Below are 19,695 nucleotides of genomic sequence, written 5' to 3'. Positions count from 1 at the left end.
GCATTGGCCGGGGCTGGTCCCACCATGGCGGAACCCGCCCCCACCGGGCCCGGATCCGCCGCCGTCCCCGCCGCGGCCGCGACGACCGCCACCGCCACCGCACGGCTCGCCGGCGGTGCGCCGGTCGACTCGCCGGTCGCCGCCGCGCTGGCTCGCTACTGGACACCGGAGCGGATGAGGACAGCCATCTCGCTCGACCGGGTGGCCGGGTCGCCGCGTGCCGCCCAGAGCAAGGCCGGACCCACCGGCCGGCCGGGATCGACCCCGCCCGCCCAGGGAAGGTCGGACACGGTCAGGCCGCTGATCAACGAATCCGCCGCGGTGGGCAAGGTGTTCTTCACCAACCCCAGCAACGGACTCAACTACACCTGCTCGGCCAGTGCCCTCAACAGCGCCTCCAAGCAGATGCTGATCACCGCCGGGCACTGTGTACACGGGGGCAGCGGTGGCACGTGGATGACAAACTGGACCTATGCGCCGCGCTACCGCTCCGGCGCCCGTCCCTTCGGCACCTTCGCCGCCAAGCAGTTCCGCACCTTCAACACCTGGATCAGCAGCAGCGACCTCGGCCGGGACGTGGCGATGGTGACCACCTGGCCGCTCAACGGCAACAAGATCGTCAATGTCACCGGCGGTCACGGACTGAGCTGGAACTTCTCGCGCACCCAGGCCGTGACCGTGATGGGCTACCCGGGCAACCGCGACAACGGCGAGCTCCAGTGGGCATGCCAGGGCACCACGCGAGCGGTCAGCGACGGCCGTATCGAAATCCAGTGTGACTTCGGCGGTGGATCGAGTGGCGGGCCGTGGCTGCGGGAGTTCAACGATGCCAACGGCCTGGGGTCCGTCAACGGGGCGATGAGCACGCTCGCCGCAGGCGGCTGGAACCGGAGCTCGTACTTCGATGACGCCGTCAAGGCGATGTTCGACGCCCAGGGCGGCGTCACCTGACAACCCGACAGGAGCTGTCGATGCGTCGCAGTAGCTTGAGCCGATGGGGAACCGCCGCTGCTCTGCTCGCCGTTGTCGTGGCGGTGGCCGCATGGCGTACCGCCGCGGCCGCCCCGGACCCCGAGCCGCAGCCGGACTCCGGGACCACCGGCAGCGATGTGCGGCAGAGCCCCGACGAGGTACGTGACTACTGGACGCCGGAACGGACGAAGGAGGCCCGGCCGGCACCCATGCCGGAAGACGGCTGAGGACGCAGAGCCGGACCGGTCGGGACCGACCGGTCCGGCCGGGCCGTGGCGGGCGCGGGTGGTGCGGGCAAGTCCCGCGACCCTCGCGCCCGTTCGGACCTCGGTCCGCCACCGGCTCCGGACGACTTACCCGGTAGGAGTACCCGCCAGCCGCACGGTGCTCAGGATCTGCGCGATGGTCGCTTCCGGGACCTCGTCCGGGACGCCCGTGTTGGCGTAGAGGACCCAGCTGGTGAAGTCACCCTTGCTGTTCTTGAAGCTGAAGGCGACCGACTTGCCGTCGGTCTCGCACTTGTTGTCCTTCTTGACGCCCAGGGCGGTGGCCGTCGCGACACTGCCGGAGAGACCGGACTTGGAGGTGTAGGGCTTGGCCTTGGTGATCTTGACCGTGCCCTTGGGCTCCGTCTGCGCATAGCCGGCCCACACCCAGTTGCCGGCCTCGTTGTAGGCAGCCGTGGCGCTGTCGGTGGCACCCTTGCCGCCCTTGGTGCCGACGGTACCCAGGCCCCACTGGTCGAGCTTGCCGTCCTTGTCCGTGTCGAACGTGCACCACTTGCTCTTGTAGTGCGCCGGGGACGACATGACGACGACGGGAGAGCCGTCCTTCTTCTTCTCGTCCTCGAAGAACGTGCTCGTGCCCGACCCGGCGACCTCCCAGGTGGGCGGGACGTCGAACTGCGTACCGCGCGTCGGGTTGGTGACGACCTTCCAGCCCGCGATGGTGGGCTTGGCGTCTTCACCGCCGCGCGGATTCTCGGTCGGCGAAGCGGGAGCCTGGCTGGGCTTCTGCGGCCCCGGCGTCTTGGAGGCGCCGGCCTCCTTGCCGCTCTCGTCGGTCGTGCCCTTGTCCTCGTCGTTCAGCACGAAGACACCGGTGATCACCGCGGCCGCGACGACGGCGGTGGCGGCGACGATCGCGACGATCGTCGTCGTCTTCTTGTTGTCCAGCGGCGGCTGCGGCCCACCGGGCGGCTGCCCGGGCACGGCGTACTGCGGCGCGGTCGGCTGCTGATACGGGTTGGGCTGCTGGTACCCCGGCTGCTGGTACCCCGGCTGCTGATACGGATTCGGCTGTTGGTACCCCGGCTGCTGGTACGGGTTCTGGTCCTGCGGGTTCTGCTCGCCCCCGGGCGGCTGCTGTCCTGGCCACATGGCGAGCAACGATAGAGGTGCCGCCTCACCGCTGCCACGTCCACCCCCGACAGGGGATGGCCAAGCCGCGCTACTCGTGGGTAACATCGCGTTCCATGAGCACTGATCAGATGTCCGTCGGCGAGATGCTCGCCGCCACGGTTCCCATGGCCAGGACCCTGAACCTGGAGTTCCTCGAGACCACCGCCGAGCGCGCCGTCGTCCGTATGCCGGACCAGGCCGACTTCCACAACCACGTCGGCGGACCGCACGCCGGAGCGATGTTCACGCTCGCCGAGACCGCGAGCGGAGCCATCGTCATCGCCGCCTTCGGCGACCAGATGACCCGCGCCGTACCGCTCGCTGTCAAAGCGGAGATCGGCTACAAGAAGCTGGCGATGGGCGTCGTCACGGCGACCGCCACCCTCGGCCGCCCCATCGCGGACGTCGTCGCGGAACTGGACGCGGGTGAACGCCCCGAGTTCCCGGTCGTCATCGCCATCCAGCGCGAGGATGGCGCGGTGACCGGTGAGATGACCATTGTCTGGACGCTGCGCCCCAACGCCTGAAACCGGTCAGGGGCTGACCAGGTAGGCTGCCCGGCGTGCGCCGACGGGGCGCACGCCGGGCAGCTGATGCCCCGCGAACTCGGGAGGAACCGGCGTTGCACGTCCAGGAGTGGCTGGAGACCGTCCCTGCGGTGAGCGTCTATCTCCTGGTGGGGGTGGTCATCGGCCTCGAGAGCCTCGGCATCCCGCTGCCGGGCGAGATCGTCCTTGTGAGCTCGGCGCTGCTCGCCTCCCAGCACGGCCACATCAATCCGTACATCCTCGGCGGCTGCGCGTCGGCCGGCGCGATCATCGGTGACTCCATCGGGTACGCCATCGGCCGCAAGGGCGGAAGGCCTCTGCTGGCCCGGCTCGGCCGGAAATTCCCCAAGCACTTCGGCGAGGCCCAGATCGCCATGGCGGAGCGCTCGTTCGAGAAGTGGGGCATGTGGGCCGTCTTCTTCGGCCGCTTCGTCGCGCTGCTGCGCATCTTCGCGGGGCCGCTCGCGGGCGTACTGCGCATGCCGTACTGGAAATTCCTCATCGCCAATGTCCTCGGCGGGATCCTCTGGGCCGGCGGCACGACCGCCGTCATCTACTCCGTCGGCGTCGTCGCGGAAGCCTGGCTCAAGCGGTTTTCCTGGCTGGGGCTGGTCCTCGCAGTCCTGATCGGGCTCACTTCGATGCTCGTCCTGAAGAGCCGCGCCAAGAAGGCCGCCGCGCAGTCGCAGACCCAGCCGGCGGGGACCGAGCCGGAGCCCGTCCCCACTGCCGACTGAGCTGCTCTCACGGCCGGACCGGTCAGGCCTCGTGCGCCGCGCGGTGCTCCTTGGCGAGATCCACATAGACCGCGGCGTTGAGTTTGATGCCCTCGAGCTCCTCCTCGGTCAGCTCCCGCCTGACCTTCGCGGGTACGCCCGCGACCAGCGATCCTGGTGGGACGCGCATCCCCTGCGGCACCAGCGCCTGAGCCGCGATCAGCGAACCGGCACCGATGTGCGCGCCGTTCAGGACGGTGGCGCCCATGCCGACCAGTACGTCGTCCTCGACGGTGCAGCCGTGCAGTACGGCGTTGTGGCCGACCGATACGCGCTCACCGACGGTGACGGGGAAGCCAGGGTCGACATGCACGGTGCAGTTGTCCTGAATGTTGCTGTCGGCGCCGATGACGATCGGCCCGCAGTCGGCGCGGAGCACGGTCTGGTACCAGACGCTCGACCCGGCAGTCAGGGTGACATCGCCGACGACCACGGACGTCGGCGCGGTGAACGACCCGGGATCGACCTTCGGGGTCCTGCCGCCCACGCCTGAAATCAAAGCCCGCTCCGCCATGCCTTCTCCTCGGTGCTCACCGGTCGCGCGTAGGTGAACCGTAGGCGACCGGCCGGGCGGGACTCACGGGAGGGGGTACTCGGCCGGTGCTCGGTCGGCACTTGCGTACGCCATGGCGCGAGGGCACCCGATTCGGCCGTCCGCCACGTCGGACGACACGTGGGGCGAACATCACAGCACACCGCGATGATCAACCCAGGTGCGGCCGACTACCGTATGCGGGTGCCGAAGAACAGAAACACGTTCTCATCGCTCACCGCCTGGCGGCGGCGCGTCCTCGCGTCCGCCGTCCACCGAGGCTGGCGCCGGGTGCAGGAGGCGGGCGCCGTCACCGCCGAGCACCCCGGACGGCTGCGTTTCCGCCGGCTCGGCTCCGGCACCCGTCTCGCCTTCCCGCAGGGCACCGTCTTCGGTGAGGCCTGGATCGAACTCGGCGACCACTGCATCATCGGCGAGCAGGTCACCCTCACCGCCGGGATGATGCCGGGCCTGGACCTGGGGGCCGACCCGATTCTGACCCTGGGCAACGGTGTGGTCCTGGGCCGCGGCAGCCATGTCATCGCCGACACCAGGGTGACCATCGGCTCGGACACGTACTGCGGTCCGTACGTCTACATCACCTCGACCAACCACAGCTACGACGACCCGCACCAGCCGGTCGGCAAGCAGTGGCCCCGCACCGAGCCGGTGGAGATCGGTCCCGGATGTTGGCTGGGGACCGGCGCGGTGGTCCTGCCCGGCGCGCGGCTCGGCCGCAATGTGGTGGTGGCCGCAGGCGCGGTGGTACGAGGAGAGGTGCCCGACCACTCGGTGGTGGCCGGTGCCCCCGCCCGGGTGGTACGGAGCTGGGATCCGGTCCGCGGCTGGGAGCCTCCGCTGCGTACGCCCGCTCCCGTACCGATTCCGGAAGGCGTCACTCCGGAGCAGCTGGTGGCGCTCGCGGACCTGGAGCCGGACTCCTAGCGCGTGTTTCAGCCGCTCGCGAGCAGCACCGTGCCCACCAGTGCGAGACCGGCGCCGGTCGCCTGGACCAGGCGCAGCCGCTCCTTGAGGATCACGAGTGCGGCGAGCACCGTGACCACCGGGTAGAGGTTCGCGAGTACGGCGGCGATGGTGACGGGGCCGTGCTGCGCGGCGATGGAGTAGGTGCCGTTGGCCGCGACGTCGGCGAGTCCCACAAAGGCGAGAGCGGGCAGCGAGGACCGGATGACCCGCATCCCGCCGTCCTCCGGCAGCGCCCGGGCGCCGCGCTTCACCGATACGTACAGTGCCGCGCCGCCGACCGTGACATTGGTGACGCGCTGGACGAAGAGCGCCAGGAAGAGCCCGGTGATGGTGGTCGAGGCCTCGGCGATCAGTGACATCACCGCGCCGAAACCGAAGGCGGCGAGCAGCGTCAGCAGGATCGCCTGCCGCTGCACCGGCGCACCGCGCAGCTGGGGTCCGCCCGCCAGCACGATGCCGGCCACGGCCACCGCGATACCGGCGAACTGGAGCAGTCCCGGCCGCTCGCCGATGATCAGCCCGAGGCTGACGGGCACGGCGACGCCCAGCGATCCGAGCGGCGAGACCACGCCCATCGGGCCCAGCGCGAGTGCCTTGTAGAAGCTCAGCATCGCCACCGGGCCGACCGTGCCCGCCGCGACGGCATACCAGAGCTGTGGACCTGCCTCCTGCCAGCCGCCGGTCGCGAGGACGATCGAGCCCAGCACCACGACCGCGATCGATTGCGAGGCGACGACGACCGTGAGTGCCGGGGTACGTCGCGTCAGCAGTCCGCCGCCGAAGTCGGCCAGCCCCCAGAGAAAGCTGGTGGCCAGGGCGAACAGTGCGGTCATGACGAGCCTCGCAGTACAGTGCAGTGAACGTTTGGGTGCACCACACGGTAGTACAGTCTATTGAACTCTGTCATCCAATATATTGGACGGATTGTGTCGGACCTCGACCAGCTCACGCAGTCGCTCGCCCGTAATCTCAAACGCTGGCGCGGCGAGCGGGGGTTCACGCTCGACGCTCTCGCCGCTCGGGCGGGGGTCAGTCGCGGCATGATCATTCAGATCGAGCAGGCACGTACGAATCCGAGTGTCGGGACGACAGTGAAACTCGCCGACGCTCTCGGCGTCAGCATCACCACGCTCCTCGACTACGAGCAGGGGCCGCAGGTCCGCCTCGTACCTCCGGAGCAGGCCGTACGCATGTGGTCCACCTCGACCGGCAGCTACACCACCCTGCTGGTCGGCACCGAGCGCCGTGGGCCGCTCGAGCTGTGGGGCTGGCGGCTGATGCCGGGCGACGAAAGCGCCTCCGACCCGCACCCCGACGGGACGGTCGAACTGCTCCATGTCACCGCGGGCGAGCTCACCCTCGTCGTCGACGGCAAGCCTCACTCCGTACCGGCCGGGACCTCCGCGACCTTCGAGGCGAACGTTCCGCACGCCTATCGCAACGACGGCGACGAGAGCGTCGACATGACCATGGCGGTCTCCATCCCGCCCGTACGCTGAGACGATCAATCGCGGGCGAGGGCACGGCTGTTAGCGTTGCGCGCATGCGCGCCCCCATCGGGAACTTCGACGACGCCCGGCCCGCCGACGACAGCCTCGGCCTACTGCCCCCGCCGGTCGCCGACGCGGTCCGCGGCCGGCGCGGCGATGTCCCCGTCGAGCAACTGATCTACGTCGACACCGACCCGGAGATCGCCGACACCGCGGTCTTTGTGGAGCACTACGGGCAGGAGCTGCTCGACGTGTCGGCGAACTGTGTGGTCGTCGCGGGCAAGCGGGGAGGCGAGTCCACGCTGGCCGCCTGCGTCGTCCTCTCCAGCACGCGGATCGACGTCAACGGCGTCGTACGCCGACAACTGGGCTCGCGCAAAGCCTCGTTCGCCTCCATGGACACAGCGACCGGCGAGACCGGTATGGAGTACGGCGGGATCACGCCGATCGGGCTGCCGGCCGACTGGCCACTCCTGGTGGACTCCGCCGTCGTCGACACGGAGTGGGTCCTGATCGGCAGTGGGCGACGGCGCGGAAAACTGATCCTTCCGGGCAAGGCCTTCGCCGGCCTGCCGAACGCCGTCCTCGTCGAGGGACTGGGAGTCGGGCCCTCTTGAAAGCCCCGGCGCGGCGGTGTTCACTCCGGCACCGCCTGCGCCGTCCGGTGCTCCCGCAGCCACCCCTGCGCGAAGTCGACGGCGTCGACCAGCCCCAGCAGTCGGCTGTGCGCCGAACCCACCCGACCCGTCCGTACACTTCCGCCGCTCGCGCCGCGTTCGAAGTCCGCCCCGAGAGCGGCGAAATCGCTGTCGTCCAGATCCACGTCCTCGTACTCCAATGCGGCTCCACCCCGCTGGTGGGTTCTCAGCCGAGCCGTGGGATCTCGATGGCCGGGCAGCGGTCCATGACCATGTCGAGACCGGCCGCGCGGGTGCGCCCGTAGGCATCCTCGTCGATCACACCCAGCTGGAACCAGACCGCCTTCGCGCCGATCGCGGCGGCCTCGTCCGCGACCGGACCCGCCAGGCCGGAATTGACGAAGACATCGACCACATCGACCTCGAAGGGGATGTCGGCGAGCGTGGCGTAACCCTGCTCACCATGGACCGTCTCGGCCTTGGGGTGCACCGGCACGATGCGCTTGCCATAGCGCTGGAGGACATCGGCGACGCCGTGCGCGGCCCGCGTCTCGTTGCTGGACAGGCCGACCACCGCCCAGGTGTCACCCGTCGAAGTCAGGATCCTGCGGATCGTCTCTGCGTCTGCGTACATGCCCGGCACAACGGGCGGCCGGCGCGGAGCATTCCCCTCCGGGCGGCGCATAGGGTGGCGGAATGCAGGAGCAGTACCGGACGGTCGCCCGCGAGGGCGTGCACGAGACCGAGATCAACAGATCGCGCTTCATCTGCGCGCTCGCCCCCGCCGCCACCGAGGAGGAGGCGCAGGCCTTCGTCGCACGCATCCGCAAGGAGCACCCGACCGCCACCCACAACTGTTTCGCGTACGTCATCGGTGCCGACGCCGCCGTGCAGAAGGCGAGCGACGACGGTGAACCGGGCGGTACGGCGGGCGTACCCATGCTGCAGATGCTGATGCGGCGAGAAGTCCGTTATGTCGTCGCTGTCGTCACCCGCTACTACGGCGGTGTGAAACTCGGTGCGGGCGGGCTGATCAGGGCGTACGGGGGAGCGGTCGGCGAAGCCCTGGACGCGCTCGGCACTCTCACCAGGCAGCGCTTCCGGCTGGCCACCGTCACCGTCGACCACCAGCGGGCGGGCAAGCTGGAGAACGATCTGCGGGCGACCGGGCGGGATGTGCGCGAGGTGCGGTACGCGGAGTCCGTCACCATGGAGATCGGGCTGCCGGACGCCGACATCGACGACTTCCGTTCCTGGCTGGCCGACGCGACGGCGGGGACGGCGGTACTGGAACTCGGCGGTGAAGCGTACGGAGATGCCTGAAGCCGCCTGTGATGTCCGACCCCACCGTTACTCTCGAGGATCATGAGATTCCTGCATACGTCGGACTGGCACCTGGGGCGGTCGTTCCACCGGGTGAGCCTGCTCGACGCCCAGGCCGCGTTCCTGGACCGCCTGGTGGCGACGGTGCGCGAGCGCGACGTGGACGCGGTGCTGGTCGCAGGAGATGTCTATGACCGTGCCGTGCCGCCGCTGGCGGCAGTTGAACTCTTCGACGAGGCGCTGCACCGGCTGGCCGCCGCAGGCGTGCCGACCGTGATGATCTCCGGGAACCACGACTCGGCGCGCAGGCTCGGCGTCGGCGCGGGGCTGATCGAGCGCGCCGGCATACATCTGCGCACCGATCCGGCGGGGTGCGGCACGCCCGTGCTGCTGAGCGACGCGCACGGCGCGGTGGCCTGCTACGGGCTGCCGTATCTCGAACCCTCCCTGGTGAGGGGAGAGTTCAAGACGGAGAAGGCACGCCACGAAGCCGTACTCGGCGCGGCGATGGAGCGCGTACGGGCCGATCTCGCGACGCGTGAGGAGGGCACCCGGTCCGTTGTCCTCGCGCATGCGTTCGTCGCCGGCGGCGAAGAGAGCGACAGCGAGCGGGACATCACCGTCGGAGGAGTCTCCGCCGTGCCCTCCGCCGTGTTCCGCGGTGTCGACTATGCCGCACTCGGACATCTGCACGGCTGCCAGACCATCACGGAGCGCGTGCGCTACTCCGGATCACCGCTCGCCTACTCCTTCTCGGAGGCCCATCACCGCAAGACGATGTGGCTCATCGACCTCGGGGCGCGGGGCGAACTCACCGCCGAGCGCATCGACTGCCCCGTGCCGCGCGCTCTCGCCCGGCTGCGCGGCACGCTCGACGCACTGCTCGACGATCCGGCGCTGGTCCGGCACGAGCAGTCGTTCGTCGAGGCGACCCTCACCGATCCGGTGCGCCCGGCAGAACCGATGGCGCGCCTCACCGAGCGGTTCCCGCACACCCTGAGCCTCGTCTTCGAGCCGGAGCGCCCCGGCGAGCACACCGCCACCTCGTACGCACAGCGGCTGAAGGGACGCAGCGACCAGCAGATCGCGGAGGACTTCGTGGCTCATGTGCGCGGCGGCAGCGGGCCCGACGACCGGGAACGCACCGTACTGCGCGGAGCCTTCGACGACGTACGGGTGGACGAGGGTGTGCGCGAGGTGGCCCGGTGAGACTGCATCAGCTGACTCTCACCGCCTTCGGCCCCTTCGGCTCCAGCCAGCAGATCGACTTCGACGCGCTGTCCACCGCCGGGATCTTCCTCCTGCACGGACCGACCGGCGCCGGCAAGACCTCCGTCCTCGACGCGGTCTGCTTCGCGCTGTACGGGGCGGTGCCGGGCGCACGACAGAGCCCTGGCGCGTCTCTGCGCAGCGACCACGCCCCGGCCGTCACCCCCACCGAGGTGTGCGTCGAACTGACCGTGGGCGGACGGCGACTGGAGATCAAACGCCGTCCGGCCCAGCCGCGTCGCAAGAAGAACGGCAAGGGCTTCACCACCGAACGGGCCCAGAGCTGGCTGCGCGAGTACGACGCCGGGATCGGCGAGTGGCAGTCGCTGAGCCGCTCCCACCAGGAGATCGGCGAGGAGATCACTCAGCTGGTAGGGATGAGCCGCGACCAGTTCTGCCAGGTGGTGCTGCTGCCCCAGGGAGACTTCGCGCGCTTCCTGCGCGCCGACGCCGAGGCGCGCGGCAAGCTACTTGGACGGCTCTTCGACACCCGCCGCTTCGCCGCCGTCGAGGAACGCCTCGCCGAACAGCGGCGCGTGGCCGAGCAGCAGGTACGCGCCGGTGACGAGCGGCTGCTCGCGATCGCCCACCGGATGGAACAGGCCGCGGGCGCGGTGGCCGGCGACTGGCCGCCGCCGCAACAGCAGCCGGGCGACCCCGGGCTCGCCGCGGCCGTCCTCGCCTGGGCGGCCGTCGCCCGCGCGGGCGCGCGGGAGATGCTGGACATCGCCGACTGGGCGCTGGCCGCGACGGAGAGCCGGCAGGCCGCCGCCCGGCACGCCCTGGACGCCGGGCGTGAACTCGCCCGGCTGCAGCAGCGGTACCAGGACGCACGTCAGCGGGCCGAGGCGCTCGAAGTGCGGCGCCCCGAACGCGAAGAACTGGCGGCCCGGCTGGAGCGGGCCCGCAAGGCGGAGCTGGTGGGGCCCGCGCTGAGGCTGCGCGACGACGCCGAACGGGAGCACCGCAGCGCCGACGCCGAACGGGAGCGTGCGCGGTCCGTACTTCCGCCGGACCTCGCGGAGGCCGGCGCGGAACAGCTGGCGGGGCTCGAACGCAAGCTGCGCCAGGACCTGGGCGGCCTCGAAGCCGCCCGGCGCGCGGAGCGCCGCAGCGCGGAGATTGCCCGCGAACGCGCGGACCTGGACCGCCAGGCCCGGGCGGACGACGACATCATCCAGGACGCGGCGGGCTGGCTGTCCGGCTGGGAGGGCGTCCGGCGAAGCCACCAGGAGCGGATCGTGGCGTCGCAGGAGGCGGCCACCCGCGCCGAGAACCTGACCGGACAGCTCGAACCGGCCCGCCGAAGGCTGCGGGCGGCAAGTGAACGGGACCGGCTCAGGGCGCGCACCGAGCAGGCCGACGAGCAGCTGCGTACAGCCCGGGACCGAGCGAACAGCGCGCGCGAGAGCTGGCTCGACCTGAAGGAGCGCCGACTGCGGGGCATCGCGGCGGAGTTGGCAGCCGGGCTGGTGCCGGGCCGGCCGTGCGCGGTCTGCGGCTCGGCAGAACACCCTGCGCCGGCCCGCGCCGGGGACGGGCATGTCGACCGTACGGCGGAGGAAGCGTCGTACCAGGACTCAGCACGGGCGGACGGGGCGAAGGCGGACGCCGAACGTGAACTGGCCGTGGTACGCGAGGCGTTCACGACGGCGCGGGAGGCGGCGCGGCTCAGGCCGACGGGGGCTGGGACGCGGGGCGACGCGGGGAGCCGGGCTGCCGAGGCCTGGGGGTCGGAGGTCCCGGAGGTGAGGTCCGGCGACGCGCTCGACCGGCCCAAGGCCGGACCAAGGACTGGCGACGTGGAGCTCGATGCGACGAGCGGCGGGGTGGGGCGTGCCGAGGCCGCGACCGGTGATGTGCGGGACACGGTCGGCAACTCTGTGCGGCGTTCCGGCGTGGCGGCCGACGGCGACGACCCCGACGCCGGTGAACTGCGTTTGTTCGTCGAGCAGTTGGAGCGCGAGCACACGGACGCGCACAGCCTCGCCTCCGGTATGCACGCCGCCCGCGAGGCGCTCGACCGAGCCGAGCGGGAGCGTGAGGAGCGGCTTGGCGCGCAGCAGCAGGCCGAGCGGCGCGCCGCCGCGCGGACTTCGCAGCGGGAGGCCCTCGACCGCGAACAGGCGGCGCTGGAAAGCGAACTGGCGCGGGCCAGAGGCGGCGCGGGCAGCGTCGCCGAGCACTCCGCGCTGCTGGAGCGCCGTGTGCGGCTGCTCGTCGAGGCGGCCGAGGCCGTACGGTCTGCCGACGCCACCGAGCAGCGACTGAAGGAGGCCGACGACCGGCTGGCCGACGCGGCGTTCCGGGCCGGGTTCGACACACCGAGCGCCGCGGCCGCCGCGCTGCTCGGCGACGCGCAGCAGCGTGACCTCCAGCATCGGATCGACGCCTGGCAGACCGAGGCCGCCGCGGTCGCCGACCGGCTGGCCGAAGCGGACACCCGGAGCGCCGCCGAGCACAGCGCCGCCGACCCCGAAGCCGCTCGGGCCGCCCATGACGCCGCCGAGCGTGCTCTGCGCGACGCCGCGTCCGGGCTCGCCGCGGCCCGCGACCGGTGCGCGGAGCTCGCCCGGCTCTCCCGGCAGGCTGTGCTGGAAGTCCGTAGGCTCGGCCCGCTGCGCGAGGAGTACGACCGGGTGGCCCGCCTCGCCGGACTCACCGCGGGCACCTCCGCAGACAATGAGCGCAAGATGCGCCTCGAGTCGTACGTCCTGGCGGCCCGCCTCGAGCAGGTCGCGGCCGCCGCCACCGTACGGCTGCAGCGCATGTCGTCCGGCCGCTACACCCTGGTGCACTCCGACGCCCGGGCCGGCGGCAAGCGTTCCGGGCTCGGACTGCATGTCGTCGACGCCTGGACCGGCAGTGAGCGTGACACGGCGACCCTCTCCGGCGGCGAGACTTTCTTCGCCTCGCTCGCGCTCGCGCTCGGTCTCGCCGACGTCGTCACCGGCGAGGCCGGCGGCGTACAGCTGGACACCCTCTTCATCGACGAGGGCTTCGGCAGCCTGGACGACCAGACCCTGGACGAGGTGCTCGACGTGCTCGACTCGCTGCGCGAGCGGGATCGCAGCGTCGGCATCGTCAGCCATGTCGCCGATCTGCGCCGACGGATCCCCGCCCAGCTGGAGGTCGTCAAGGAACGGCACGGCTCGGCGGTGCGCCTGCATGCCGCGCCGCTCAGCGGCTGATCGCCCGGCGCGGCAGCGGTGAGGAGTAGACGACGCTCGTCGTCACCGAGCCGAGCGCGCCGATCTTCCCGGAGACCTCCTCGAGGTGTTTCATCGAGCGGGTGGCGACCTTGAGTACAAAGCAGTCGTCGCCCGTCACATGGTGGGCCTCGAGGATCTCGGGTGTGTTCTCCAGCAGATCGTGGAACGGCTTGTAATTGCCGTTCGGATAGCGCAGTCGTACGAACGCGAGGATGGGGAGACCGAGCTGCTCCTGCTCCACCACCGCGGTGTATCCGGATATCACCCCGGCCTCCTCCAGCCTGCGGATCCGCTCGGTCACGGCGCTCGACGACATGGAGACGACCCTGGCCAGCTCGGCGAAGCTGGCCCGGCCCCGGCTCTGCAGGGCTTCGAGGATGCGCCAATCCGTGGCGTCCGGTGAATATCCGGTCATGCTCGAGAAATAGCAGGGAAATCCCCGGCCGATCAAGACATGTTCCGGGAAATCTCACTTCAGGGAAACGATCCCCGACCGTAGATTTTCGGTCATGACTACGACGCAGCTCGCCACGAACCCCGTCCTCCGCGTGCCGCCGGCCTCGCCCGCGGCAGCCGCCGCCTACTTCGCGGCCGGCCTGGTCTTTCACGCCGATGTCTCCGATGTCGCCTCGGCGCTGGCGGCCGGCGGCGACCCGGGTTTCGTGGTCCTCGACTCCCGCTCCACCGAGTCCTGGGACCAGGGGCACGTGCCCGGTGCGGTCCATCTGCCGACCGCGCTGATCGCCGAACAGGCCGAGCAGCTGCTCGACAAGTCGGTGCCGGTCGTCACGTACTGCTGGGGCCCCGGCTGCAACGGAGCGACGCGCGCGGCTCTGGCCCTCGCCGAACTCGGCTACCAGGTGAAGGAGATGCTCGGCGGTTTCGAGTACTGGGCCCGTGAGGGATTCGAGTTCGAGACCTGGGAGGGCAGCCGCAAGCGCGACGCCGACCCGCTGACCGCGCCTCTCGACTCGGACGACTGCGGTTGCTGATCCGGACCCGCCACCCGCAATCCGCTACCGCACGACGGACGGGTACGGGCGCAGGAACAGTGCGTCCGATGCGCTGGAGTCGGCACCGGACTGCCGCCCGCAGGATGACATCGAGTACGGCATCGTTGTCGCACGCGTAATGCCCGCTCGCCCGGGCCGTACCGCCCTCGACGACCGCCCAGCCGTCACCGCCGCTGTCGCCGCTCGCACGGCCCCGCGACGTCGACCACGATCGCGCTCGGCAGGTCCGCCGCCTCCACACGCGCGGCGAACTCCAGCCACCTCGCCCCGGCGCGGGGCGTCCGCCGGCGGCGCCACGTCCAGCGATGCGCCCACCGCGTACCGGCTCCCCGTCGTCGCCGCACGGGCCGACGGTGGCCGGCTCATGCCATTCGGCTGAACCCGGCCGCCGCGGCGGGCCGTACGCGACTCCGGCCGTCCGCTGTCAGAGCTTCGACAACTCGTCGACCAGATCGTCCAGGCCCAGCGAGCCCTGCGAGAGGGCCGCCATGTGCCAGGCCTTCGCGTCGAACGCGTCGCCGTGTGCCTTGCGCGCGTTCTCCCGGCCCAGCAGCCACGCCCGCTCACCCAGCTTGTAGCCGATCGCCTGTGCCGGAACGGACAGATACCGCGTCAGCTCGCTCTCCACGAAGTCCGCCGGCCGTCCGCTGTGGCTGCCGAAGAACTCCTGCCCCAGAGCCGGTGTCCAGCGCTCGCCCGGGTGGAACGGCGAGTCCGCCGGGATCTCCAGCTCCAGATGCATGCCGATGTCCACGATCACCCGGCATGCCCGCATCATCTGCGCGTCCAGATAGCCCAGCCTGCGCTCCGGGTCGGGCAGGAAGCCCAGTTCGTCCATCAGCCGCTCCGCATACAGCGCCCAGCCCTCGGCGTTGGCGCTGACCCCGCCGATCGTCGCCTGGTAGCGGGAGAGCTGGTCCGCGACATGCACCCACTGCGCGATCTGCAGATGGTGGCCGGGAACGCCCTCGTGGTACCAGGTCGACACCAGGTCGTACACCGGGAAACGCGTGGCGCCCATGGTCGGCAGCCAGGTACAGCCGGGGCGGCTGAAGTCTTCGGACGGGCCGGTGTAGTACGGCGCCGCCGCGCCGCCCGGCGGAGCGATCCGGGACTCCACCTTCCGTACCCGCTCGGCCAGTTCGAAGTGCGTGCCGTCCAGCGCCTCGATCGCCTCGTCCATGATCTTCTGCAGCCAGGCCCGCACCTCCTCGACGCCTTCGATGTGCTCACCGTGCTCGTCGAGGTGCGCAAGCGCTTCCCAGGGCCCCGCGCCCGGAAGGATCCTGTCCGCCTCGGTCTTCATCTCGGCCAGCAGCCGGTGATACTCGGACCAGCCGTATGCGTAGGCCTCGTCGAGGTCGAGGTCGGTGCCGTTGAAGTAGCGCGACCAGCGGGCGTAGCGCTCGCGGCCCACCGTGTCGGGCGCGTCCGCCACGGCGGGGGCGTAGACATCGCGCATCCAGTCGCGCAGTTCCGCAAGTGCCCCGGTCGCACTGCGGGCCGCCTCGTCGAGCTCGGTGCGGAGCGTGAGGGGGCCGCCCGCCGCGAACTCCTCGAACCAGCTGCGATCCGTGCCGAGCCACTCGGTCATCTGGTCGATATTGGTCCGGGTCGCGCGGGGGCCGCCCAGCAGCTTCCGCTCGAGTCCCAGCGCCAGCGAGGCGCGGTAGCCCTCCAGAGCGCGCGGCACCGCCCGCAGCCGCTGCGCCACGGCCGACCAGTCCTCATCGGTCTGCGTCGGCGTCACGGTGAACACCTCGCGCACCGTGTGCACCGGCGAGCGCATATTGCTCACCGTGCGCAGACCTTCATCGGTTTCGTGCACGGCGAGTTCCGCTGTCAGACGCTCTCGCAACAGCCGGCCGCAGCGCCGTTCCGCATCGCTCTCCGCGGCCGGCAGCTTCTCGGCATCGTCCAGCCTGGCGAGTGTCTCGCGAGCGAGTTCGGCGAAAGCCTCCTGACCGGCTGGTGAGTAGTCGGGAAGGAGGCCCGAGCTCTCCTTGAGTCCCAGATACGTGCCGATGGTCGGGTCGAGTTCGATGAGTGCGTCGACGTAGGAGTCGGCGACCTGTCGTGGCAGCGCGCTGCTGGAAGTGACTGGCATGCGCACATCCTCATACGACTGAGGCCTCCGCGTCACCATCATTGGATCTCAGTCGCCTGTCGGTGGCCTGTCAGTGGCCTGTCAATGATCCTGGGCGCCGACCGGCATCGGAGGCAGCAGCGGGCCGCAGTCCCACTGCTGGAAGATCAGTCGCGTCTCGACCCTGGCGACTTCTCGCCGTGAGGTGAACTCGTCCACCACCAGACGCTGCAGATCGGCCGTGTCCGTCACGGCCACATGCACCAGATAGTCGTCGGGACCGGTGAGATGGAACAGCGCCCGGGACTCGGGCAGCGCGCGGATCCGCTCCACGAACGGACCGATCAGTTCCCGCCGGTGCGGCCGGACCTGCACGGAGAGGAGCGCCTGCAGCCCACGCCCCAGCCGGGCGGGATCCAGGGCCAGCCGATGCCCGAGGATCACGCCGGAGCGGCGCAGCCTGGTCACCCGGTCCAGGCAGGTGGACGGCGCCACTCCGACCTCCGCGGCCAGCTCGCGATAGGTGGTCCGGGCGTCGTTCTGCAGCAGGCGGAGTATGTGCAGATCCACCGGGTCGAGTGCGACAGATTCAGCCATTCGCCGAACGTAACACGACCCTTGGCCATTACCTCCCGGTAGGTGTTCAGAGTGCGGACATGGAGAACGCAGCCTCGGTCACCCCCGCACCCCGGGCCCTGGCCACCGAAGCAGTACACGCCGGACGCGAGGACCTCGCAGAGCTCGGCGTGCACGCCCCGCCGCTGGACCTGTCCACCACCTACCCGTCGTACGACGCCGCAGGTGAGGCCGAGCGCATCGACGGCTTCGCCGCCACCGGCGCGCGACTGGAGGGACCGCCGGTCTACGCCCGGCTCGACAACCCGACCACGGCCCGTTTCGAGACAGCGCTCGCCAGGCTGGAAGGAGCCGAGAGCGCGGTCGCGTTCGCCAGCGGGATGGCCGCGCTCACCGCCGTACTGCTGGTACGGGCGAGCATCGGGCTGCGTCACGTGGTCGCGGTCCGGCCGTTGTACGGGTGCAGCGACCATCTGCTGAACGCGGGGCTGCTCGGGACCGAGGTGACCTGGACCGACCCCGCGGGCATCGCGGAGGCGATCCGGCCGGAAACCGGCCTTGTGATGGTGGAGACGCCCGCCAACCCGACGCTCGCCGAGGTCGATCTGCGAGCCGTTCGGCACGCCTGCGGCTCCGTGCCGCTGCTCGTCGACAACACCTTCGCCACGCCTGTGCTGCAGCGGCCGGTGGAGCACGGGGCGCGGATCGTGCTGCACAGCGCGACCAAGTACCTGGGCGGGCACGGCGATGTGATGGGCGGTGTGGTGGCCTGCGACGAGGAGTTCGCCCGCAGCCTCCGGCAGGTGCGGTTCGCGACCGGCGGCGTCCTGCATCCGATGGCCGGATATCTGCTGCTGCGTGGACTGTCCACGCTGCCGGTACGGGTACGGGCCGCCTCCGCCACGGCGGCCGACCTGGCCTGCCGGCTGGCCGCCGACCCGCGGATCGCCCGGGTCCACTATCCGAGCGTGGGCGGGGCGATGGTCTCCTTCGAGGTGTACGGGGACCCGCGGAGCGTGATCTCGGCCGTGCGGCTGATCACGCCGGCGGTCAGTCTCGGCAGCGTCGACAGCCTGATCCAGCACCCGGCCTCCATCAGCCACCGCATCGTGGCTGAGGGAGACCGGCGCTCGGCGGGCGTCAGCGACCGGCTGCTGCGGATGTCGGTCGGTCTTGAGGACGTGGAGGATCTATGGCGTGATCTGACCGAGGCCCTCAGCGCTCAGCCTGTTCGTACGGAAACAGCGCGCGTACGGGAGTCGCGTCAAGTCGGGCGGTGATGACCAGCGTGCCCTCCTCGATCTGGTAGTCGAGCGGCAGGTTCAGGGCGCGCATGGCTGCCACCATCGCGGTGTTGGAGGAACGGGTGACGGCGTAGACGCTGCCGCAGCCCGCCTCGACAGCGAGGGCGACCAGTCGGCCGAGCAGTTCCGAGCCGATGCCGCGGCCCTGCCATTCGTCCTCGACGAGCAGCGCGACCTCGGTCTCGTCCCCGTCCCAGAGGAGATGCCCGAGGGCGACGAGACGGCCGGAGGCGGTCTGGACAGCGAGGGTGCGGCCGAAACGCGGGCTGAGCAGGTGGTTGAGGTAGCGGTCGGCGTCGCCGACCGGGCCGTGGTAGCGCATGCTCAGGGTGCGCTCGGAGCAGCGGTCGTGCATGGCCACGGCGGCTTCGACGTCGCCCTGGTCGACGCGGCGCACGGTGATCTCGTTGCCCTCGGGGAGGGTGAGGACGTCGTGGCTGCGCGGGATACGGGGGCCGAGGCGCGCGTCCAGTTCCACCAGGGCTCGGGCCCGTGCGAACTCGGTGGGCGTGAACGGAAGATAGGGCCGTTCGACGGTGATGGCTCCACCGTTCGGGTCGCGCAGCCGCATCACCGTCTCCTCCAGCACGCCTTCCACCGGCGGGATCTCTCCGGTGGGCCGGCCCGTCAGCGAGACCGGGGGCAGCGAGTGGATCGTGCAGCGGCCGAGCAACTGGCGCAGTGCCAGCGGGAGTTCGGCCGTGTCAAGGGCGGTACGGGTGGCGAGGCCCAGCACCCGGGTGGGGATGTCGACGAGATCGTGGGCGTCGGCCCGCTCGATCCAGGTGTTGCTGCCGCCCGCCCCGGAGATCTCCCGCGTGAGCTGCTGCGCCTGCAGGGACGCGGGGGCACGCAGCAGGAACTCGTCCACCGTGCCCTCGGCCAGCGGATGGGTCTGGAGGGTGAGGATGTCGACCCGGTGCTGTGCGAGGGCGATGCACAGCGCGGCCAGGCTGCCGGGTGTGTCCCGCACAGTGGTCCGCATCCGCCACAGCGCCGTCTCGTACAGCTCTCCCCGTGCCGCGGCCCCGGTCGCGGAGGACACCGCCACCCCGGCATCTCCCGTGACGTCGATGCTGTCCGTACTGTCCGCCGGAGGGGCATGACTGTGGTGTCGTGCCCACCATGTGTGGAAAGCGGCCGTGGCGACGAGGGCCACGGCTGAGGCAATGAGCAGGAACGGGCCGTCCGGCCCGTGCCCGATCATGTTCGCGATGGCGTCGGCGACCGCGACGGCGGTGAACATGGCTGCCAGTTCGACGAGATCCCGCCGCCAGTGGTGTGGGCGGCGGGCACTCTTCGCAGAAGTCACATCTGTCATGCCATCACTGTGACCGAACGGTGTTGCGTGATCACGAACGCTTTGTGACTGACGGGTTAAGCATCAATCTGGACGGCTATAGGCTGATTTTCGCCGTTCCTGGCGTGGAGTGATCGCTTCCCTGTCGCAACGCGGCCATCGGCCGGGATGCGCCGGTGACCAGCTGGGATGAGCCACCGCGACCGGCGAGGCCGCAAGCCCAGGTATCTCCGCCCTTCCGCCGCCGGCTCCGGCCCCGCTGCCGTCGT

Annotated in this window: 21 protein-coding genes; 12 read left to right on the top strand and 9 right to left on the bottom strand. The window is 70.7% G+C overall.

What is annotated here, in order from left to right; all coding sequences use genetic code 11:
• The first annotated feature begins 24 nt into the window (after nt 1–24).
• Nucleotides 25–951, top strand: coding sequence for a trypsin-like peptidase domain-containing protein (locus AB0D12_RS22620; protein WP_362685640.1), 927 nt, complete (start codon nt 25–27; stop codon nt 949–951).
• Nucleotides 952–971: 20 nt separating this feature from the next.
• Entirely contained in the window at nt 972–1,199 is a 228-nt protein-coding gene (locus tag AB0D12_RS22615) for a hypothetical protein (protein WP_362685637.1), read from the top strand.
• Between the two features lie 126 nt (nt 1,200–1,325).
• Here AB0D12_RS22615 and AB0D12_RS22610 read toward each other — a convergent pair whose 3' ends face one another.
• Nucleotides 1,326–2,351 carry a hypothetical protein gene (locus AB0D12_RS22610; protein ID WP_362685634.1) on the bottom strand — a complete coding sequence of 342 codons (1,026 nt, stop codon included), beginning with the start codon at nt 2,349–2,351 and terminating at the stop codon, nt 1,326–1,328.
• A 110-nt stretch (nt 2,352–2,461) separates the two neighbouring features.
• On the opposite strand from AB0D12_RS22610, the gene AB0D12_RS22605 reads away from it, so the two are divergent.
• Nucleotides 2,462–2,899 (top strand): DUF4442 domain-containing protein, encoded by a 438-nt coding sequence (locus AB0D12_RS22605; RefSeq protein WP_327328217.1) that lies wholly within the window; start codon nt 2,462–2,464, stop codon nt 2,897–2,899.
• A gap of 95 nt (nt 2,900–2,994) precedes the next feature.
• The gene (locus AB0D12_RS22600; protein ID WP_362685631.1) at nt 2,995–3,657 is read left to right on the top strand and encodes a DedA family protein; all 663 of its coding nucleotides are present in this window, start codon (nt 2,995–2,997) and stop codon (nt 3,655–3,657) included.
• 22 nt (nt 3,658–3,679) lie between these two features.
• On the opposite strand, the gene AB0D12_RS22595 is transcribed toward AB0D12_RS22600, so the two are convergent.
• Nucleotides 3,680–4,210, bottom strand: a complete 531-nt coding sequence (locus AB0D12_RS22595) for a gamma carbonic anhydrase family protein (protein WP_362685628.1) — start codon at nt 4,208–4,210, stop codon at nt 3,680–3,682.
• 222 nt (nt 4,211–4,432) lie between these two features.
• On the opposite strand from AB0D12_RS22595, the gene AB0D12_RS22590 reads away from it, so the two are divergent.
• A complete protein-coding gene (locus tag AB0D12_RS22590; protein ID WP_362685625.1) occupies nt 4,433–5,173 on the top strand; it encodes an acyltransferase in 741 nt (246 codons plus the stop codon).
• Between the two features lie 8 nt (nt 5,174–5,181).
• Here AB0D12_RS22590 and AB0D12_RS22585 read toward each other — a convergent pair whose 3' ends face one another.
• Nucleotides 5,182–6,048, bottom strand: a complete 867-nt coding sequence (locus AB0D12_RS22585) for a DMT family transporter (RefSeq protein WP_327322091.1) — start codon at nt 6,046–6,048, stop codon at nt 5,182–5,184.
• A 93-nt stretch (nt 6,049–6,141) separates the two neighbouring features.
• Here AB0D12_RS22585 and AB0D12_RS22580 point away from each other — a divergent pair, with 93 nt between their 5' ends.
• Together AB0D12_RS22580 and AB0D12_RS22575 are read left to right on the top strand one after the other, a co-directional pair.
• A complete protein-coding gene (locus AB0D12_RS22580) occupies nt 6,142–6,714 on the top strand; it encodes an XRE family transcriptional regulator (protein WP_362685623.1) in 573 nt (190 codons plus the stop codon).
• A gap of 44 nt (nt 6,715–6,758) precedes the next feature.
• The gene (locus AB0D12_RS22575) at nt 6,759–7,322 is read left to right on the top strand and encodes a YbaK/EbsC family protein (RefSeq protein WP_362685621.1); all 564 of its coding nucleotides are present in this window, start codon (nt 6,759–6,761) and stop codon (nt 7,320–7,322) included.
• A 20-nt stretch (nt 7,323–7,342) separates the two neighbouring features.
• Here AB0D12_RS22575 and AB0D12_RS22570 read toward each other — a convergent pair whose 3' ends face one another.
• Both AB0D12_RS22570 and AB0D12_RS22565 read right to left on the bottom strand, forming a co-directional pair.
• Nucleotides 7,343–7,543: an AAC(3) family N-acetyltransferase gene (locus AB0D12_RS22570; protein WP_362685619.1), complete on the bottom strand. Its 201-nt coding sequence runs from the start codon at nt 7,541–7,543 to the stop codon at nt 7,343–7,345.
• 26 nt (nt 7,544–7,569) lie between these two features.
• Nucleotides 7,570–7,977 (bottom strand): CoA-binding protein, encoded by a 408-nt coding sequence (locus AB0D12_RS22565; RefSeq protein ID WP_362685617.1) that lies wholly within the window; start codon nt 7,975–7,977, stop codon nt 7,570–7,572.
• A 62-nt stretch (nt 7,978–8,039) separates the two neighbouring features.
• On the opposite strand from AB0D12_RS22565, the gene AB0D12_RS22560 reads away from it, so the two are divergent.
• The 3 genes from AB0D12_RS22560 to AB0D12_RS22550 are packed head-to-tail and all read left to right on the top strand — an operon-like array spanning nt 8,040 to nt 13,126.
• Nucleotides 8,040–8,666, top strand: a complete 627-nt coding sequence (locus AB0D12_RS22560) for a YigZ family protein (protein WP_362685615.1) — start codon at nt 8,040–8,042, stop codon at nt 8,664–8,666.
• A gap of 42 nt (nt 8,667–8,708) precedes the next feature.
• Nucleotides 8,709–9,875: an exonuclease SbcCD subunit D gene (locus AB0D12_RS22555; RefSeq protein WP_362685612.1), complete on the top strand. Its 1,167-nt coding sequence runs from the start codon at nt 8,709–8,711 to the stop codon at nt 9,873–9,875.
• Entirely contained in the window at nt 9,872–13,126 is a 3,255-nt protein-coding gene (locus AB0D12_RS22550) for an SMC family ATPase (protein WP_362685609.1), read from the top strand. The genes AB0D12_RS22555 and AB0D12_RS22550 overlap by 4 nt, the downstream gene beginning before the upstream one ends.
• Here AB0D12_RS22550 and AB0D12_RS22545 read toward each other — a convergent pair.
• Entirely contained in the window at nt 13,116–13,562 is a 447-nt protein-coding gene (locus AB0D12_RS22545; RefSeq protein WP_362685606.1) for an Lrp/AsnC family transcriptional regulator, read from the bottom strand. The two genes, AB0D12_RS22550 and AB0D12_RS22545, sit on opposite strands and share 11 nt — an antisense overlap.
• A 94-nt stretch (nt 13,563–13,656) precedes the next feature.
• On the opposite strand from AB0D12_RS22545, the gene AB0D12_RS22540 reads away from it, so the two are divergent.
• Complete coding sequence (locus AB0D12_RS22540; RefSeq protein ID WP_362685603.1) at nt 13,657–14,139, top strand: rhodanese-like domain-containing protein; 483 nt, start codon at nt 13,657–13,659, stop codon at nt 14,137–14,139.
• Between the two features lie 445 nt (nt 14,140–14,584).
• Here AB0D12_RS22540 and AB0D12_RS22535 read toward each other — a convergent pair whose 3' ends face one another.
• Nucleotides 14,585–16,267, bottom strand: a complete 1,683-nt coding sequence (locus tag AB0D12_RS22535) for a DUF885 domain-containing protein (RefSeq protein ID WP_362685600.1) — start codon at nt 16,265–16,267, stop codon at nt 14,585–14,587.
• Between the two features lie 81 nt (nt 16,268–16,348).
• The gene (locus AB0D12_RS22530) at nt 16,349–16,843 is read right to left on the bottom strand and encodes an Lrp/AsnC family transcriptional regulator (protein WP_362685597.1); all 495 of its coding nucleotides are present in this window, start codon (nt 16,841–16,843) and stop codon (nt 16,349–16,351) included.
• Between the two features lie 59 nt (nt 16,844–16,902).
• Between AB0D12_RS22530 and AB0D12_RS22525 the strand changes: the two genes are divergently transcribed.
• A complete protein-coding gene (locus AB0D12_RS22525; RefSeq protein WP_362685594.1) occupies nt 16,903–18,102 on the top strand; it encodes a PLP-dependent transferase in 1,200 nt (399 codons plus the stop codon).
• Here the strand turns inward: AB0D12_RS22525 and AB0D12_RS22520 are convergent.
• A complete protein-coding gene (locus AB0D12_RS22520; RefSeq protein ID WP_362685591.1) occupies nt 18,038–19,447 on the bottom strand; it encodes a GNAT family N-acetyltransferase in 1,410 nt (469 codons plus the stop codon). The two genes, AB0D12_RS22525 and AB0D12_RS22520, sit on opposite strands and share 65 nt — an antisense overlap.
• Between the last annotated feature and the right edge of the window lie 248 nt (nt 19,448–19,695).

The sequence above is a fragment of the Streptomyces sp. NPDC048479 genome (genome assembly GCF_040651435.1).
In the GTDB taxonomy this organism is placed as follows: domain Bacteria; phylum Actinomycetota; class Actinomycetes; order Streptomycetales; family Streptomycetaceae; genus Streptomyces.
Note: the sequence above shows the minus strand (reverse complement) of the source record. Positions and strands in the feature narration are given on the sequence as shown.

What these genes read in the sequence shown, in the direction of transcription:
- AB0D12_RS22620 (WP_362685640.1), top strand. Translation starts at nt 25, where the DNA reads ATGGCGGAACCCGCCCCCACCGGGCCCGGATCCGCCGCCGTCCCCGCC.
- AB0D12_RS22615 (WP_362685637.1), top strand. Translation starts at nt 972, where the DNA reads ATGCGTCGCAGTAGCTTGAGCCGATGGGGAACCGCCGCTGCTCTGCTC.
- AB0D12_RS22610 (WP_362685634.1), bottom strand. Translation starts at nt 2,351, where the DNA reads ATGTGGCCAGGACAGCAGCCGCCCGGGGGCGAGCAGAACCCGCAGGAC.
- AB0D12_RS22605 (WP_327328217.1), top strand. Translation starts at nt 2,462, where the DNA reads ATGTCCGTCGGCGAGATGCTCGCCGCCACGGTTCCCATGGCCAGGACC.
- AB0D12_RS22595 (WP_362685628.1), bottom strand. Translation starts at nt 4,210, where the DNA reads ATGGCGGAGCGGGCTTTGATTTCAGGCGTGGGCGGCAGGACCCCGAAG.
- AB0D12_RS22585 (WP_327322091.1), bottom strand. Translation starts at nt 6,048, where the DNA reads ATGACCGCACTGTTCGCCCTGGCCACCAGCTTTCTCTGGGGGCTGGCC.
- AB0D12_RS22575 (WP_362685621.1), top strand. Translation starts at nt 6,759, where the DNA reads ATGCGCGCCCCCATCGGGAACTTCGACGACGCCCGGCCCGCCGACGAC.
- AB0D12_RS22565 (WP_362685617.1), bottom strand. Translation starts at nt 7,977, where the DNA reads ATGTACGCAGACGCAGAGACGATCCGCAGGATCCTGACTTCGACGGGT.
- AB0D12_RS22560 (WP_362685615.1), top strand. Translation starts at nt 8,040, where the DNA reads ATGCAGGAGCAGTACCGGACGGTCGCCCGCGAGGGCGTGCACGAGACC.
- AB0D12_RS22555 (WP_362685612.1), top strand. Translation starts at nt 8,709, where the DNA reads ATGAGATTCCTGCATACGTCGGACTGGCACCTGGGGCGGTCGTTCCAC.
- AB0D12_RS22545 (WP_362685606.1), bottom strand. Translation starts at nt 13,562, where the DNA reads ATGACCGGATATTCACCGGACGCCACGGATTGGCGCATCCTCGAAGCC.
- AB0D12_RS22540 (WP_362685603.1), top strand. Translation starts at nt 13,657, where the DNA reads ATGACTACGACGCAGCTCGCCACGAACCCCGTCCTCCGCGTGCCGCCG.
- AB0D12_RS22535 (WP_362685600.1), bottom strand. Translation starts at nt 16,267, where the DNA reads ATGCCAGTCACTTCCAGCAGCGCGCTGCCACGACAGGTCGCCGACTCC.
- AB0D12_RS22530 (WP_362685597.1), bottom strand. Translation starts at nt 16,843, where the DNA reads ATGGCTGAATCTGTCGCACTCGACCCGGTGGATCTGCACATACTCCGC.
- AB0D12_RS22525 (WP_362685594.1), top strand. Translation starts at nt 16,903, where the DNA reads ATGGAGAACGCAGCCTCGGTCACCCCCGCACCCCGGGCCCTGGCCACC.
- AB0D12_RS22520 (WP_362685591.1), bottom strand. Translation starts at nt 19,447, where the DNA reads ATGACAGATGTGACTTCTGCGAAGAGTGCCCGCCGCCCACACCACTGG.